This is a genomic window from Variovorax sp. F042, from assembly GCF_057814215.1.
This window is the reverse complement of sequence record NZ_JBVASX010000002.1, coordinates 903,764-919,937: the sequence shown is the minus strand read 5'-3', so window position 1 is coordinate 919,937 and position 16,174 is coordinate 903,764. Positions and strand designations below refer to the sequence as shown.

Genomic DNA, 16,174 nt, shown 5'->3' with positions numbered 1-16,174 from the left:
CATGAAGAGGAAACCTCGCCCGCGGTCGTTGTTCTGTGCTGCTGCTTGGCCGTCCGGGTTCGTTTCCGCTCATCGCCATGCTTTCTGGATGCCAACTCCGCACGCCGTTGGCGGTTCTGCTGCCGGGCGGGATTATGCCTTTGCAAACTATAGTAACAAGGTCTCGCCGCCTCGCGGCCGGAGTTTTCAATGCTGCGCCGCCATTCTCTCGATCGGTATCCCACGTCCACCGATCTCGCCGTCTTCACCATCTGCGCAAGCAACTATCTCGCCCACGCCTGCGTGCTGGGCGCCTCGTTGCGCAAGCACCAACCAGGGACCACGCTGGTCGTTTTCCTGCTCGACGAGCCGCCCGAAGGCACAGAGCTGCCGGAACACGTGACCCTTCTCGCGGCCGAAGTGGCTTTCGAGCGCAGGGAATGGAACCATCGACGCAGCCACTACAGCCTGCTGGAGTTCGCCACTAGCGTGAAGCCGGCCTGCTTCCGCTATCTGCTCGACCAGGGCATGCAGCGTGTGGTCTATCTCGACCCGGACATTCAGGTGTTCCAGCGGATCGATCAGCTCTGGCAGGGCGATGGGAACGATGCCGAGCTCGTGCTCACGCCGCATGCCTTGTCGCCGCTGCCGGACGACGGATGCCTGCCAGACGATCTCGTCATCCTGCGTGCCGGCCTGTACAACCTCGGTTTTGCGGCGCTGCGAGACACACCGCGTGTGCGCTTCCTGCTGCAGTGGTGGGACCACAAGCTACGCACACTGTGCCTCGAGGACGTGCATACGGGCGTGTTCACGGACCAGAAATGGATGGACTACGCACCGCTGCTGGTGCCGGGTACGACCGTGCTGCGGCACATGGGCTTCAACGCCGCCTATTGGAATCTCCACGAGCGCGCCCCGTACTGGCTGGACGGCCGCTGGCGAATGCAAGGCCAGGCGGGCGATGTCCAGGATCTGGTCTTCTTTCATTTCAGCGGCTTCAACCCCGATTTGAAGCAACTCTCGCGCTACGAGAGCCGCTTCGGCTGGGACCTGCCCGGCGACGCGCGACGCCTGTTCGGCGAGTATGCGCAGTCGCTGCTGGACGCCGGCATTCACGAATTCCGCGCGCTCGGCCTTCCGCAGGTCACCTTTGCCGATGGCACCGGCTGGGACCGGGTATGCCGTGCGGTGTACCGTCAGTCGCTCGCGGAAGGTGTGGGCCTGGGTGACCCGCTGGAAGACCCAGCGTTCTTTCATTGGGCGGCAGGCGAGGCGCCGGGCGATCACCTGACGCGGTACCTGCGGGCGGTGCTGTGCATGCGCGGCGATCTCGTGAGCACCTTCGCCGATGGCCGAGACGCAGTGGGCCTGATGGCCTGGATGCGAACCTCGGGCGTGCGCGAGCTGGGCCTAGATCGCAAGCTCGTGGAACGCCTGGGCATGACCGGCAAGGCCCATCGCACAAGCGTGAACTATGTCGGCTACCTCTGCGCACATCTGGGCGTCGGGGAGGCCGCGCGCAACAGCGTCGCGGGTCTGGATGCGGCAGGCGTCGCGGTCCATTGCCACGACATCTCGTTCGACGCGTCGGCTCCAACGGGCAGGTACACCCTTCCGGCCCCGCGCTGGGCCGCTGGCGCGCCCACAGCGACCATCCTGGGCTGCAATGCGGACATGCTGCCCGACGTGCTGTCGAAACTCCCGCCGGAGCTTCTCACCCCCTATCGCATCGGCTGCTGGTATTGGGAAACGCCCGACTTCCCCGACGAATGGGCGGATCGTTTCGACCTGGTCGACGAGATCTGGGTCGGCACGCAATTCATTGCCGATGCCATCCGGCGCAAAACGAACCTACCCGTCAACGTGATGCCACCGATGGTGATGCCTCCACCTGTCCTGCGAGACCGCGCATGGCTTGCGACCGTGCTGCCGGAGGCCACGCACGACGAGTTCGTGTTCCTGTTCCAGTTCGATGTGGCCTCCGTCCCGTTCCGCAAGAATCCCGAGGGGGTGGTGGCTGCGTTCATCAACGCGTTCCAGTCGTCCGACGCCGTGCGCTTGATCGTCAAGGCGCTCAATGCGCAGGCGGCGCCGGCGCTGATGCAGTCGCTGCGCGATGCGGGCGCGGGCCACCGCGTGTCGTTCCTTACCGATGCGATGGAAAGCGACGATCGCTTTCGCCTGCTGGCGTCCGCAGACAGTTTCGTCTCGCTGCACCGCGCCGAGGGCTTTGGCCTCTCGATTGCAGAGGCGATGGCCTATGGCCTGCCTGTCGTGGCGACGGGCTGGAGCGGCAACGTCGACTTCACGCATGCCGGCAACGCCGCGCTGGTGCCCTTCGACCTCGTTCGCAGCAATGTCGCAAACGGGCCCTATCCGGCCGGCACGCTCTGGGCAGAGCCAAGGCTTGACGCCGCTGCCAGACTGATGCGGCGTGTGTGGTTGGACCTGGCATGGCGCGCACAGATCGCGCAGGCCGGCCAGGAGACCGTGGTCTCGACTCTTTCTGCCGGCGTCGTCGGCCCTGCCATGCGAGAGCGCCTCGATCAGGTCGCCGGTCTGCGCCGAGGCCAGGCCGCTCCTCGGCAACAACCGGCGACCGAGCGCGCCGCGCGAGCACCAGCCCCGCGCGGCACGCCGCTCTTCGTCAGGGTGCTGCGCGACATGCTGCGCTATCCCGGCTATTACTTTGTGCGGCTGCCGCGCGTGCCCTTGCTGCTGTGGCGCCATGGCATTTCCGGCGTGATGGCGAGGGCCGAACTGGTCGCCAGCACGGCCGTGGACGTCAAGGGCCAGTACTTCGTCGCACGCATGTTCACGCGGCTGCGCAAGCGAATCCTGCGCTGGCGATACGGCGGTTGACGCGCGCTAGCTGTTACGGCACTGTAGGTGGGCGAGCTGAAACACCTCTCAACTCGGTCGGTATCCCCCATTGATGATCAAACACTGGTGCTGAATGCCGCCTCCCCGAACCGCCTCATCGTTGGCGCGAAAGTAGGCTTGCGAACAATTGCGCAGACCCACCGCTCGCACGGTATTGCTCGATGAACGCGGCTGCTGGGGCGCCACTTGACACCATGATGATTGCCTGCGGCGAATCATCATGGTGGCGCAAGCGCGCTTGATTTGCCGGGCTGACATGCAACATCGCCCGAAAGCTCGGCAGTCACTTGCGAAGGCTTGCCACAGGTTCTTTCCAGTCATGCGGGTCTCAGCACCATAGCAATCAGTGACAGATGCGCAGGGTAGTAGGCGTAGAAGACCCATCGACAGCGGCGCAACGGAATGTCGACATGCCGGGCGCCCAAGATCAAGGGCAGGGCGGCCAGCGCGGAAAAGTTGCCGTTGACGATTGCGAGCGAGGCTGTCGCCAGGGCCCACAAGAGCAAGGTGACCCCATCGGGACGGCGTGCGAACCCCCAGGCACCGAGACAGCAGAGCAGTGCGGGCCACCAGAACTCCACCAGCGCACCTCCTATGAGGAAGGCGATCAATGCCGCGACGCGCGCCACCGCGCCGCCGCGTTCGAGGAGCCACACGATCAAGGTCGCCAACCCAAGGGTCACAAGTATGTTCAACGGCCACCAGCCGACAAGGCGAACGAAAGCGGGTGTCGCCAGCAGCGCGAAGACCGCCAGCCGCCTCATGACGCGCAGATGCATGCCGGCTTGAAACGCGCCGGGCCGCGCCAGGTTGGCCATGAGGACGAAGCCAAAAAGCGGCATCACCATGCGCCCCAGTGCGTAGAGCGTGGGACTCGCGTCCAGCAGCAGGTACTTGTTGACGTGATCGCCGGTCATGAGCGCCAGGCCGACCCATTTGAGCGCCTCGAGGGAGCCGTCCGAGATCGACCACGCCGTCGCGGGCGCTGCGGGCTTCGCCAGGAAGGGCATCGACACGCCCCCGCACACCTGGTTGGTTTTTTCGGAATTTCTTCGTGCCTTCACTTGCCGGCCGTCGTTCGATGGTGTGGTCCCGCGCCGCCTAGACGCGCTCATGGTTGGGCGCTGCTCGGTCTCTGGCCATGCGCTGGCGCACATGCACCGGTGCGGGATGCGGGCGGCGATCCGAGAGATGGAGCGAATGGCCTTGCGCCAGCGCGTCGGCGATGCGTTCCCGGATCAGTTGCACCAGCCGCTGCTGGGAGTCCTGATCGCTGGTCACGCGCGTCGCGTACTGCTCGGCCAACGCCAGGCCGGCAGCCGCGGCGGCCAGTTGTGGATGCTGACGACGAATCTCGGGGGACACCGTTTCGCCGCTTCGTATGCGCATCGCGCGCTCCTCCACGGCGCGAAGGTAGTCCGGTGTCTCGATGCTCCATACGGCACGCTGCGTGACGATTCTTTTCTCTCCAGTTAGCTCGCCCTGCGCATTGCGCTGCGCCACCAGGACTTTCACCGGACGTGCGCCGTGCCTCGTGAGGACCACCTGGTCGCCGGTGCGCGGTCGTGACGCGGATTCCGCGAGCGCGCGTTCGAGGTCCGAACCCCAAACCGTGCGCTTGCCAGTCTCGGTGCGAACCGTCACGTAGAAGGACACGTGCTGCGCCGGATCGAATTGGTAGGGTGCGGCGGCCGCTGCAACCAGCAGCCCTTGAACGGTCGACCCGGGGGCCGCGCGCGCCATCGCTGCCCCGCGTTTCTCCGGTGCGGTTCGGGGTGCCGGCGCCGAAGCGTCGCCCTTTTCATGGGATGGCTGAGATGGCTTCGAGGCGCGCTTCATCTGAAGGATTTCCACCTCCGTAGGTTCGTAGCCTTGGACCTCGATGCCGCGCAACGCGGCTTCGCGCCACATGCCTTGCCGGAAGCTCTTGGTGCCCTTGACGGTGAGAGCCCGCCAGCCGCGCGCTTCGGTGATCGCCACCACGCCGTGCAGCACCTCGCGGTTCTCGGTCTGCACGCGGATGCGGGCGCCGTCGTCGATGAAGGCGAGGGTGCGGTCCGGAAAGAAGTACCGGTTGTCGACGCGCAGGTAACGGCGTTCGATGGCATCGGGGACGCGGGGATGGCCGCGTCCCGCAGGAGGCGCACTGCCCTGGACGGAGCCGGCCTCGTCGTGCGAAGTGGAACCCGAGGCGCCGGAAGGCGGCGGGCTTTCGGGGGAACGGTCAGTGGACATCGCGGCTCCTTTTGCGCTGTGTGTGTTGTCGTGCGGGGCGACTCGGACTTTCCGAACGGACGGCGGGCGTCAGTCCAGGATGCGCGCCATGAACTCGTCGGCATGGCGCTTCAGGTCTTCCTCGCTGAGCTTCTCGGTGGGAATCTCCACGTCATCGAAATCGAACGAGAAATTGTCCAGCTTCAGGTCGGCGGCGAGCGCGTCGCCGCCCCTGGTCGCGGCGGCCGTGTTCACTGGTGCTGGGCCATCGTCTTTCGGCGTGACGCCGGTGACGGCTCCCGAACCCGTGCCAGCCGCAGCGTTCCGTTCATCGAACATGGCCCGCTGAACGGGCGCCAGCGCACCGCCGGGCCTGCTCATGTCGAGCCTCGGCACCGGCGGCGGCGGTCGCTCGCGGGGGGCGAAGAACCGGTCGCGAAAGTAGAGTACGCGATGCGCCAGCACAGGCCGCAGGCCTTCGTAGAACAGGAGCATCCGGTCGGAACCGAGCTCCTTGACCTCTTGGGGCAGCAGCAGGCGGCGCGGTTGCTCGCTGATGCTCACCGTCGGTGGCTTGCCCGCCCCGCCCCACATCGGGCGGCTGACGTTCTTCTGCCGGACGGTGTAGGTCCCGAGCTCGCGGGAGATGGCCTCGGCGTCCTCGTACTCCTTGGGCGGGAACACGATGCGTGCGGCCAGCATCTTGCGGATCGACTTGGCGCCCTCGATGCCGTACTTCTCGATCAGCTGCGAGTGGGATTGCAAGATGACGACGGTGCGCACGTTGTAGCCCGGCAGGAAGGCCGTGGAGTCGGCGATGACCGGGATGCGTCCGAGCGCCGCGAATTCGTCAAGCATCAGGAGCAGTTGGTGGTGAAGCTGCGGGTCGCTTTCGGGGAGCACGCGCGTCTGAAGCCCGATCGCCTGCTGGAAGAACAGGTTCAGCAGCGGCTGCAGCCGGGCGATGTTGTCGGGGTTGATCTGCACGTAGATCGAGATCGGACGCTTGCGCAGATCCCGCAGGTCGAAATCGTTGGCCGAGGTGGCCGCATCGATCATCGGGTTGAGCCACAGGTCTAGGCGGCTGGTGAAGGTTTTGCGGATGCTCGAGGCCGTGGTGGGCGCCAGGTCGATCACGTCGTAAAGGCTCCGCACCGCCTCCTGCGACAAGGGATAGCCGGCGCGCTCGCAGGCGTCGATCACGCGTTTCCAGTGCTTCTGGAAGCCCTCCGCATCGCTGGCCATGCCCTGGCGCAGGACCTCGCCGAGGGTGCGCGTGGCGCCTTCGGTCTCGAAGAGGTAAAGGGCGATGCCCAGGAACAGCGACCGGGCCGACGAGCTCCAGAAGGGGTCCCCGGCCTGCGGATCGGGAAAGAGCATCGTGCCGATGCGCTGCAGGTCGTCGATGCAGCGGTAGGGCGCCTCGGACACGTAGCCAAGCGGATTCCAGCGTGCCGAGCACTCGCGTTCGGACAACGGATCGAACAGGTGCACCTCCTGCCCATGGGCCGCGCGAAAGCCCGCCGTGCGCGTGAAGTTCTCGCCCTTGATGTCACTGACGATGGTCGAACCGGGCCAGTTCAGCAGATTGGGAATGACCACGCCGACGCCTTTGCCGCTGCGCGGCGGGGCTTCAAGCTCCACACCTTGCTGGCCGGGCAGCACCAGGTAGCGGTTGCCCAGGCGCCCGAGGATGATGCCGTGCTCCTGAAGCAGCCCGGCGCGTGAAATCTCGCGCCGGCTCGCGAACCGGGCCTCGCCGTGCAGCGCCCGGCGACGCGGCAGCATGGCGACGCCCACCAGGCCCAACGCCAAGCCCTGGGAACCCGCCAGTGATGCCAGGAGGGCGCGGCGCACCTCCGGCCGATCGCCGTAGGCCTGCCAGTATGCGTGCAGGGTCAGCAGCGTGACTTGCTGCGGGGGCAGCTTCATCGCCGTCAGGAACGCGTGGCCCGCGACGTAGACGCCGACGGTCGCGGCCACCAGCAATGCGACCGCAATCCTGAAGGGGCTAGGCAAGCCTTCGGTTCTTGGTGCCAGGGTCATACCAGATCTCCCGCACGATGCGCCGTGGCCGGTCGTCCCGGCGTTCGCGCGCGCACTGCACGACGATGTCCACGCTCATCTGCGCCAATTCCACGCCGTCGCGCGTGCTCATGCCCTGGCCCGCCTGGCTGCGCTTCATCAACTGCGCCAGTGCCACGAAGGCCATCTGCGCGCTGTCCGCATGCACGCTGGTGATCGAGCCGGGGTGGCCGGTGTTCACAGACACCAGGTAGTCATAGACCTCTTCGCCGGTCCGCAACTCGGACACGAACACGCGGTCGGGGCGCTGCCGCTTGGCACCGGCGAGCAGCTGGCCGGGCGTGACCTCGGCTTGCCCCTGGGCGCCTTGCGAGTAGAAAAGCCTCACATGGTTGGGCTGATTGCGCAGCGACAGTTCCTTCACGTCCTCGATCGTGATCAGACGGTCCTCGGGTGGCACCTCGAGGATCAGTGCCTTGCCGACCGTGGTCTTGCCGGAGCCGGTGGCACCGGACAACAGGATGTTCTTGCGCCGCTGCACCGCTCGGCGCAGGAAAGGCACGAACTCGCGACATGCGAGAAGTCCCGCCAGTTCCCGGTCCTCCGGTGCCAGGTTGTCCAGATCGGTTGGCCGCAGCGGGCAGGCGGGGACGCTGCATGTCGGCTCGAAGACGCGCAGATCCGCCAGCTCTTCGAGGCTCCAGAGCGTGTGGGATGGACGCCGGATCGTGATCGAGACGGTCCGCTCCAGCGTCGCCGGCGGCAGCACGATCTGGATTCGTTCGCCGCCCGGGAGGGTGGCGGACAGGAGCGGCTCGTTGGCCGAGATGCGCTGGTGCGTGAAGTTGGCCACGAGCTTGGCGATGGCCATGCACCAGTCGAAGCTCGCGAACGGCAACTCCTCGCGCAGCCAGCCCGAATGCCGTTCCACGAAAGCCACGCCGGGCTCGTTGATGCAGATCTCGGTGACCTCGGGATCGTCCAAAAGACGACTGAGCGGACCGAGGAAAAGGACAAGGGACGAGGGCGGCTCCGCGGGTGCCGCGACGGTCACGGAGCTGATCGCCAATGGCAGGTCACCGGTGGCGGCGCAGGGCTCGCGTTCAGGGGTTGGCTGGGTCGCTTCGAAGCGCATAGACGCTCCTGAAATCCACATCGCGTGCGACCAGGATCTGGATTCGCTCGCCCTGGTTCTTGATGACGGTCGGCGGAATTGACACGGTGCTGCGCAGCACCTCCGTCATGACGTCGCGGCTGCCCTGCGGACCGAGCACCAGGCCGCCGCCGCTGCCGACCCTGGTGCCGCTTTGCTGCTGGGCGGCGATCGCCTGCATCGTGCCGTCGATCACCGAGATCAGGATCGCGGCACCGAAGCGATCCCAGAAATGGGTGTCGACGAAACCGGGCAACCCGCTGCGTCCCAGTTCGTCGGTTCCGGGGGAGGCAAGCTGGACCACGTTGCCGGTCGGGGTGCGCGCTTCGTTCCACACGATGAAGACGCGGCCCTGTCCCTGCCGCGGCGTTCCGCGCTGCTCGCCCACGTACTTGGTGCCGCGCTCCAACAGCACGACCTTGCCGTCAGCCCCGTAGATGTCGCTGGCGCCGATGCAGGTGGTCATGCCCTCGTAGGTGGAGTCGATGGCGGTCTCCAGCGTGCAGTCGATGAATGCGCCCTTGGGCAGAAGCATGCGCCGTGTGGGCAGGGTCTGGGCGAGGACCGCCGGGGTCGGCGTCGGCCGGAGACTCGCCGCAAGCTGACCGCCGCCGGATGCGGCCGAGCCGGCGCCAGGCGGCTGCAGCGCGCCGAACAGCTGGGACATGCCTGGCACGCCGCCGGCGGGCGGCGCTGCCGGATCTGCGAACGCGTGCGGTGCTGAAATGCCCGAGGGCTGGGCGGACTGCGCACGCCGAAGCACTGGGGTGCCCAACTGCCGTTCCAGCGCGATCTGCTCGGGCGTCTTCTGCGGGGTGCCCGCGTTGACGGCCGCGGTCGACGGGGCGGGGGGAGTGCCGGTGACGGGCGGCGCCTCCGGCGGTGTTTTCGGCGGATCGATGCGGCCGAGTGGTGGCACCCTCATCTCGCCGCCGGCGCGTGCCGAGGCAGCCTTTCTCGCGGCCTCTTCGGCCTCGCGGGTCTTGGTGTACTGCGTGTTGTAGTACCAGAACAGGAAGCCGCCGCCGAGGAGAATGATCACAGTCAGCGCCAGGAACCCGCTGATGCGCGACTGGACAGAGCGCTCGCGATTGACCGACGGCATGGCGCGTTCGCCTCGGACCTTGGCGCGCTCGTCGGCGACCCGGGATGCGGCGCTTCCGGTGGCCGCCGCTGGTTGCCCAGAGAGGATCTCCCCGGTGCCGGGGTCGATCTCGGACGCATCGGAATGCGTCGGCGGATCCATTCGGGCGCCGCGGCGAGGCTGGTCGATCCAGGTCACGGCCGCTCTCCCGTCGCGGTGTGGCGCACATCTTCTGCGCTCGTGTGGGTCGGGGTGCGCGCGCTGTCGCCGACGAACGATCGGTTGACCACGCAGCCGACCAAGCCACCACGCCGCAGCACGAAGCGACGCGCCACGCGGTGGATCACGACCTCATCCGCTTCGACGTTGAAGTTCAACAGCGACTCGGATCCGTCGTCGTTGCGCACGAACATGGCGGGAAAGTCTGATTGCGCTTGGAAGCGCAGTCGCGTTTGCACGCCGTCGTCGTGGGCACTCTCGGGCCTGAGCGATTCGCTGCCGCAGAACCAGTAGTCGGCATTGCGTGGGCGCTTAGAAGCCTCTTCGTTCATGCGCGCTTCGGTCCGGCGTCGTTCCTGATCCGCTGCCGCGGCGCGGGCATCGTCCTCCGGGTAGGTGAAACGAATCGAATACACCATGCGCTTGGTCGCAGCGCCCGCGGGCGCGACGGGAGACACGATGAAGTCGAAGTGGTAGACCCGCCGGTTCGTGAGGAGGGTGAAGTTGGTCGAGGCGCGCGCTTCCTTGGGCTTGATGAAGAAGTGGTTGCGCTCGGCGCCGACATCGAAGGCACCGTTGTCGCCAGCGCCGAGGTTCACGAACTCCTCGCCCTCGGCAAACTGCAGATGGATCTGGTAGCCCACATAGCCTTGCAGCGTGACGACGTCCTCGGGGTCGTAGGCAACCACACGCACCCGGGCATCGACCTTGCCCACCGGCGGCATGGTCGCGGTTCGGCCGCACGGCGCAGCAAGCGCCAGACTTGCCGCCAGTCCGATCGCGAAGGGAACCCTGCGGTGCATGCGCCACGGCTTCATCGCGCCTCCTGCCTGCTCGGTGCAGCGCTGGCTGGGGCGACCTCGGGCTCGCGGCGATACTCGACGACGCGAAAGCCCAGTGGATTGAGCGATCGCATCTTGTTGTCCGTCGATGGCGGGACATAGGCGAACTCGATCGTGGCGACCCAGTGGCTGGCCTGCTCCTCGCCAGTGCCGCCTGCGCGCGTCGAGCGGGCGAAGCGGACCTGTGCCAGCTTGTCCTTTCCGCTCTCCAGCTTGAGGAAGGTGACCGATCGCACCTGCGCGCGGATGGACGTGCCATCCTTGTAGGCGTTCAGAGGTGAGGTCGGGTTGTCGACGGCCCAGGAAGCGGCCCACTCCTGGTTCAACCGAGGCGAGTTCTGCGAGGCGACCAGCTCGTAGTCCGCCTCCGCGGTGCCGTAGAAGTAACGCTCGCGCGCGATCACGTAGTTTTGCAGCAGGTTGCGGGTCACCACCTGCTCGATGTCGGTCGTGCCCTCGTAGGTGGGAACGATGTCGACGATCCCACTGCTGCTGTCGACGCGGATGAGAACGGGAACAGGCTGCTTCAGCGGCGTGAGCCCGCTGACGGCCGCGACCGAGAGCATGGCGACCAGTGTCGCCGCTGCAGCCACGGCCCAGGCCATCTTGCTTGATCGCTCCGCGCGGCGCGCGCGGTCGAGTTCCCAGCTCTGGGCCTCGCTCAGGTAGTTTTCAAGGGCGGCGTTCGGGCACATGGACCCCTCCTGATTCGGGAACGCCATCCGGGATGTTGATCGGTGTGAGCAGACCTTCGCAATCCGGCGGCGTCGGCGGGCGAGTGCCGCACGCAGCCAGCAGAAGGGCAAACAAAAAAAGGATCGTCGAAGGCTTCATCTGCCCGCCCTCCGCTAACGATTGCGCGACAGGCCCGGCATGACCTGTTCTCTTGGAAGCACGGTGCCGCCGCGACGCGCAGCGCCGACACTTGCCATCGAAGCCACGCTGGCGCCGACGCGATTGCCTGCCAAGCGGCGGAACGAATCCCAGCGACTGCGGGGCTCCCGCCGCAAGCCGTCCAGCACGCCGCGACCGAACTCGTAACTCGTGCGCTTGGCCCCGCCCATTGCCCACCGCGCCAGTCCGCTGGCGACGCCGAATGAACTGAGTGCGATGCCGCTCGCAAGCCCAGCCGCGATAGACATGATCTGACGCATGACCAGCAGCACCAGCGAAGCACACAGCACCATATTCAGTGCATCCACGGTCACGATGGCTGCGCCGCGTGCGGCCGTTTGCGCGGCGTAAGAAGAAACGATCTGGAGCATGAGGCTCGCCACCAGAGAGGTTAGGACGGCGACCAGTGCATAGTTGGCCAACTGGGCAATCCACGCCTCAAAGAATCGGCGTGTGGCCTCGAAGAAAAGCAGACAAATGAAAACGGGCCCCAAGGCGAGGATCAATGCCAATGCGAGCCTGGACAAAACAAGCAGGAAGAGCGCGTAGACGGCCACGCCTCCGATGATGAAGTAGACGATGGCTCCAGCCAAATAGAAACCAAAGTCACCGTTCAATACACCGCCTTTGTTCCAAAGGTTTGAAGCAACGGTACCGCCTTTGTCCCATATCGTGTCAATCACTGACACAGGGTTCGATGCACCTGTGATCTTGGCCGCAAGTTGGACTGGTGCGTTGAAGAAGGTGTCCACGATGACTCCGTTGTAAAGCCAAAGTCTCAGACCGACGCCCAGTACGATCGCGATGAAAAGGATGCGCTTGACCCCCTCCCATATCGGCTCTTGAACTCTTCCGGTCAGGCTGAGGAATCCCCAAAGCATTACGTAGATCGTCGCGAGCGTTACCACTGCAGGCTCAATGGCACCGGCCACAGTCGCGGTTTTGGCCGCGAGGTATTCGGTCAATTGGTCGTTGAGCCACGTCCAGAATTGCTGAAAGAACATTGCTCGCCTCGTCGAACTTCATTTTCCGGAGCCGCTAGCGGGCGGCATCGTCGGCTGAAATCGATTCTGGAAGTCCCCATGCTCGGCCCTTGATGCTGCCGGCTTGGTCGTTTCGGACGGTAAGCTCCCGGGGGACGCCGTTGGAGTCGAGCCCTGTCTTAGGAAGCGATAAACGCCGCCCACAGTAAATACTGCAATCACAACGATGACGATCGTTGATTTGGACATCTCGATTCAGGGGGTGGGAACGAACCGTGCGTTGAATCCGCCATGGCCTGAGATGACTTGCTCCCGAGTGCGCTGCTGCTGGGCCGCTTCCTCGGCCCTTGCAATCTGATAGAGGCTCTGCAGCTTCGTCTGCTCATTGGTGAGCATGTTCTGCTCGGCCTGGATCCTCGCCTGCAAGTCCTGGATCGCCTTGGGGTCCTGTGCAGAAGCGATGCGACTGATGAGCAGTTGCAGCGCCGAGAAACGCTGACTGGTGTTCTGGTATGCGCTCTGGGTCATGCCGTTGAGCAGCGCCGCCGATTGCCGCCCTTGCTCGACGATCTGCCGCAACTCGGGACTGAGCGCCTCCATCTGCGTTCCGGAGAGGATGCTGTTGGCCTTCATGATCGACTGCACCTGGCCGGCCAGCCCCGCATAGCCGCCCGAAGTGCCGTTGAGCGTGTTCATCAGTTCGCCATAGCTGGGCGGCAGGTAGTTGCGCGCGAGCTCCGAGGTGGGTAGTAACTGCTCCATGCCGCGACTTCCCGTCATCGCGTTGTGGGTCTGGGTCAGCTGGTCCTTCGATTCCTTCAGTTGATCGTATTGCTTCTGCATCCCGGAGATCTGCTGCTGCCAGTACATGACCTGCTGAATCAGGTTGGCGACGGCCGTGACGTCGATCACAGGGATGCCGGCTTTGGCGTGCAGCGGTGCCAGCGAAGCCGCCGCAAGGAGGAAGGCAAGAAGGAACCTATGCATGGGAGTTCTCCTGGTGTGAGAGCGAACGGGGAGGGCGGTCAGCCAGCGCCTTGCGGAAGGGCGCGAGCCATTGGTCGGGATCCGGTCCGAAGGTCGCGATGCACTCGCGCATGAGGCGGACATTGCTCGTGCGCCCGGAAATGACGTGCAGCGCGTCACCGAAGCCGTGGAGATCGAGCTGCGCGATCACGCTGACATGGTTCTGCTTGATGAGGAACTGCCGAGAGCCAGGCTCGAGTTCCTGCTTGATGAGCGCGAACTCCCTGTCCGTCAGGTTGAAGCCATGGGTGTACTCGTCGTAGTCCGCCTCCGGATTGGGAAACAGGATCTTCGTCGGCGTCTGCTCGACGATCGCGCGCGCGATGCCGGAATCGAGCACATGGCTGGTGCTCTGGGTGAACGTCGCGATGTTCGCGTTCTTCTTGCGCCAGGTTTCCAGGCCGTTCCTGGCGAACTTCGCGAAGGCCGGGTCGCTCAGGAGCTTGGCGAATTCGTCCATCCAGCACACCAGCGGGCGCCCATCCACCATCCGGTTGACCAGATGAAAGAGGTACATGGTCAGCGGCGCGCGCACGACCTCGTTGTCGAGGAAGTCGGTCACGTCGAACCCGACGAGGGCGTGCCGGGCCAGCAGCGGAGCCACGTCGTCGCGATCGTTGTCGAAGACCCAGGCATAGTCGCCGCGCTCCGAGGCGCACCATCTGCGAAGGCGCGCGTGCATCCCCTCGGGGTCCGTGATGTCGAGGAAGGCAACCAGACGGGACAGGCGCCTGAACGAGCGTTCGAGCTTCAGGGTGCCATGCAACGCTTGGTCGAGGTCGTCCTCCTGACGGACGCTCAAGCTATCGGTCGGCGTGCGCATGACCAGGCGCCTGAGCCAGTGCCGCATGAACTCGACGTTGTCGGTGACCGCATCGTCGAGCTGCAGCGGATTGCAGCCGGTTGGCACGCCGTTCTTCAGCGGGAGGTACCGGCCGCCCAGTGCCCGCACCAGAATGTGCAGCCCTTCGTCCTTGTCGAAGATGACCTGCGTGGCATCCAGGCGATTGCAGATCGCCACCATGCAGAACCCCAGCAGCGTGGTCTTGCCGGTGCCGACCGGACCCACGCCGGTGATGTGTCCGACGTCACGGCGGCTGCCGCCGTCCGGGCTGCGCGGGTCGCTCGCATGCAGCGAGAAGTAGTAGGGCGAGCCGGCACGCGTCATGAACATGGCCAGCGCGTCGCCCCAGTAGTTGCCCGTGGCGCGGCCGGTCGGGAAATTGTGAAAGGGCGACATCGCGGCGAAGTTGCGGCTGGTCACGGGCGCCTTGCGGCTGCGGTAGCCGAAGTTTCCCGGCAACTGAGCCCAGAACGCCGCCTCCAGCGCGAGGTCCTCGCGCGCCACCACCATTCCCGTGTCGCCCAGCAGGTAGCGGGCGCGGGCCACGTTGTCGTTGAGCTGCTTCAGGCGGGGCCGGCCTTCGGCCTCGCCGACGCCGTCGTAGGTGTCGGCCAGCACGTGCAGGCTGAAGTGGTGGTCGCCCATCACGAAGCGGTTGCTCATCAGGTCGTCCAGCGCGTCCTTGAGTTCCTCGGCCTGTGAGACCGCCAAGTCTCCGGCGGCCGCCATCCGGTGATGCTGGCGGCTCATCATGTCGGTCGCCGTGCCCTTGGCCAGGAAGGTGAAGCTTTGCGTGAGCACGAAGGGGAAGGGTGCGGTCAGCAGCGCGCTGAACATGCCCGGCGCCGTGGGCGTGGGGTACTCCTTGATGCCGAGGAAGGCGCCGATCCGCGTCTGGGTGCCCGTGCGGTATTCCATGGCTTCGTTGCCGAAGAAGGGCCGGGTGGTGGCCAGAACCTCGTTGAGGGGTGAGCGCGGCAGCGGCATGCGCTGCCATTCCCCGTTGACCAGCAGGCCGTGGAATTCCATCAGGGAGGAGAACAGCACATCCTCTTCGTGCAGGCGATAGATGCCCAGGGCTTCGGGGTCGTAGCGCTCCAGCGCCGCGAGCAGTTCCTGGCGCAGCTTGCCGCAGGCATCGAGGGCGTCGCGCAGTTCCGCCTGTGCACCCTCTGGGTCCGTGCGCCTGAACAGCCGCAATGCGGCGTTGCCTATGCGGGTCGGCTGCGGCCGGAAGACGACCGACAGGTACAGCTCGTTGACCATCAGGCGCTCGCCGGCCATCTTGCGGCGGTACCGCTGCTCGATTTCATCGGCGAACCCGGGAACCGTCCGCCCGGCGGGAACCGTCCGCCCGGCAGGATAGCCTGTCTCGCGACGCCGGATCACGTGGGTCCACAGGGCCAGGTTGGGCGAGGCGATGTTGCGCAGCAGGACATTGAGGCGCTCGTGCCAGCTGTTGATGTCATCGTCGTCCGCGCTTTCGAAGCTCGTGCCGGCCAGGCGCAGCGTCTGCACATAGTCGCCCGCGCGCGTGCGGGCCACATGCTCGTCCACATGCGACGACAGTGGGACCATGGTTGCGGCGCCGGCTTCGCGGCGCAGCGTGTGCTCGGAGCGTGACAGCAGCTTCATGGCGATGCCGTGTCAGACCACCGCCACGGGCCAAGTCCGCATCCGGCGGCGCCCTCGCCAATCAGGCATGTCCAGCGCCAGGGGGCTGTACGAATTCGCACGCCAGAACCGCAGGTTGCCGCCGAGCATGGCGGGCAGTCGGGTGCGGCCCCACAGCTGCAGCAGGTCGAAGAAGCGCGGCTCGTACAGGCAGACCAGGTAGAGCACCCCGTGGATCGGCACGAAGGCCAGCAGCCACACGAGGCTCTTGGTCACGATGAACGACTCGGTCGTGACCACGATGTTGAACATCATGGCCGAGTAGGTGACGCCCCAGACCATCGACGGGCGTGTCATGCCGACGAACAGAGGATCCGCAGCGATGCCCTGGTTGCGACTCACGGTTCGCTC

The 16,174-nt window shown here is 65.7% G+C and carries 12 protein-coding genes; 1 reads left to right on the top strand and 11 read right to left on the bottom strand.

Annotated features, from left to right (window positions below):
• The first annotated feature begins 189 nt into the window (after positions 1-189).
• Positions 190-2,844 (top strand): glycosyltransferase family 4 protein, encoded by a 2,655-nt coding sequence (locus ACZYSP_RS12725; RefSeq protein WP_489014469.1) that lies wholly within the window; start codon positions 190-192, stop codon positions 2,842-2,844.
• A gap of 338 nt (positions 2,845-3,182) precedes the next feature.
• Here ACZYSP_RS12725 and ACZYSP_RS12720 read toward each other — a convergent pair whose 3' ends face one another.
• The 11 genes from ACZYSP_RS12720 to ACZYSP_RS12670 all read right to left on the bottom strand — a co-directional run bounded on the left by ACZYSP_RS12720 (position 3,183) and on the right by ACZYSP_RS12670 (position 16,165).
• Entirely contained in the window at positions 3,183-3,875 is a 693-nt protein-coding gene (locus tag ACZYSP_RS12720; RefSeq protein WP_489014533.1) for a TraX family protein, read from the bottom strand.
• 91 nt (positions 3,876-3,966) lie between these two features.
• Positions 3,967-5,100: an LPD7 domain-containing protein gene (locus tag ACZYSP_RS12715; RefSeq protein WP_489014468.1), complete on the bottom strand. Its 1,134-nt coding sequence runs from the start codon at positions 5,098-5,100 to the stop codon at positions 3,967-3,969.
• Between the two features lie 69 nt (positions 5,101-5,169).
• On the bottom strand, positions 5,170-7,062 hold the full coding sequence (locus tag ACZYSP_RS12710) for a type IV secretory system conjugative DNA transfer family protein (protein WP_489014531.1): 1,893 nt from the start codon (positions 7,060-7,062) through the stop codon (positions 5,170-5,172).
• Positions 7,063-7,090: 28 nt separating this feature from the next.
• A complete protein-coding gene (gene virB11 / locus ACZYSP_RS12705; RefSeq protein ID WP_489014466.1) occupies positions 7,091-8,239 on the bottom strand; it encodes a P-type DNA transfer ATPase VirB11 in 1,149 nt (382 codons plus the stop codon).
• Complete coding sequence (virB10, locus tag ACZYSP_RS12700; RefSeq protein WP_489014464.1) at positions 8,208-9,539, bottom strand: type IV secretion system protein VirB10; 1,332 nt, start codon at positions 9,537-9,539, stop codon at positions 8,208-8,210. Before virB10 ends, virB11 begins: the two co-directional genes overlap by 32 nt.
• Complete coding sequence (locus tag ACZYSP_RS12695; protein WP_489014462.1) at positions 9,536-10,378, bottom strand: TrbG/VirB9 family P-type conjugative transfer protein; 843 nt, start codon at positions 10,376-10,378, stop codon at positions 9,536-9,538. Before ACZYSP_RS12695 ends, virB10 begins: the two co-directional genes overlap by 4 nt.
• A complete protein-coding gene (locus ACZYSP_RS12690) occupies positions 10,375-11,097 on the bottom strand; it encodes a VirB8 family type IV secretion system protein (RefSeq protein WP_489014460.1) in 723 nt (240 codons plus the stop codon). The genes ACZYSP_RS12695 and ACZYSP_RS12690 overlap by 4 nt, the downstream gene beginning before the upstream one ends.
• Positions 11,098-11,250: 153 nt before the next feature.
• Entirely contained in the window at positions 11,251-12,300 is a 1,050-nt protein-coding gene (locus ACZYSP_RS12685; RefSeq protein WP_489014458.1) for a TrbL/VirB6 family protein, read from the bottom strand.
• A 234-nt stretch (positions 12,301-12,534) separates the two neighbouring features.
• Entirely contained in the window at positions 12,535-13,266 is a 732-nt protein-coding gene (gene virB5, locus ACZYSP_RS12680; RefSeq protein WP_489014456.1) for a P-type DNA transfer protein VirB5, read from the bottom strand.
• Positions 13,259-15,784 (bottom strand): VirB4 family type IV secretion/conjugal transfer ATPase, encoded by a 2,526-nt coding sequence (locus ACZYSP_RS12675; RefSeq protein ID WP_489014454.1) that lies wholly within the window; start codon positions 15,782-15,784, stop codon positions 13,259-13,261. Before ACZYSP_RS12675 ends, virB5 begins: the two co-directional genes overlap by 8 nt.
• Positions 15,785-15,796: 12 nt before the next feature.
• Positions 15,797-16,165, bottom strand: a complete 369-nt coding sequence (locus tag ACZYSP_RS12670) for a VirB3 family type IV secretion system protein (RefSeq protein WP_489014452.1) — start codon at positions 16,163-16,165, stop codon at positions 15,797-15,799.
• Positions 16,166-16,174 lie beyond the last annotated feature (9 nt).

What these genes read in the sequence shown, in the direction of transcription:
- virB5 (WP_489014456.1), bottom strand. Translation starts at nt 13,266, where the DNA reads ATGCATAGGTTCCTTCTTGCCTTCCTCCTTGCGGCGGCTTCGCTGGCA.
- ACZYSP_RS12725 (WP_489014469.1), top strand. Translation starts at nt 190, where the DNA reads ATGCTGCGCCGCCATTCTCTCGATCGGTATCCCACGTCCACCGATCTC.
- virB11 (WP_489014466.1), bottom strand. Translation starts at nt 8,239, where the DNA reads ATGCGCTTCGAAGCGACCCAGCCAACCCCTGAACGCGAGCCCTGCGCC.
- ACZYSP_RS12685 (WP_489014458.1), bottom strand. Translation starts at nt 12,300, where the DNA reads ATGTTCTTTCAGCAATTCTGGACGTGGCTCAACGACCAATTGACCGAA.
- ACZYSP_RS12675 (WP_489014454.1), bottom strand. Translation starts at nt 15,784, where the DNA reads ATGAAGCTGCTGTCACGCTCCGAGCACACGCTGCGCCGCGAAGCCGGC.
- ACZYSP_RS12720 (WP_489014533.1), bottom strand. Translation starts at nt 3,875, where the DNA reads ATGCCCTTCCTGGCGAAGCCCGCAGCGCCCGCGACGGCGTGGTCGATC.
- ACZYSP_RS12695 (WP_489014462.1), bottom strand. Translation starts at nt 10,378, where the DNA reads ATGAAGCCGTGGCGCATGCACCGCAGGGTTCCCTTCGCGATCGGACTG.
- ACZYSP_RS12690 (WP_489014460.1), bottom strand. Translation starts at nt 11,097, where the DNA reads ATGTGCCCGAACGCCGCCCTTGAAAACTACCTGAGCGAGGCCCAGAGC.
- ACZYSP_RS12715 (WP_489014468.1), bottom strand. Translation starts at nt 5,100, where the DNA reads ATGTCCACTGACCGTTCCCCCGAAAGCCCGCCGCCTTCCGGCGCCTCG.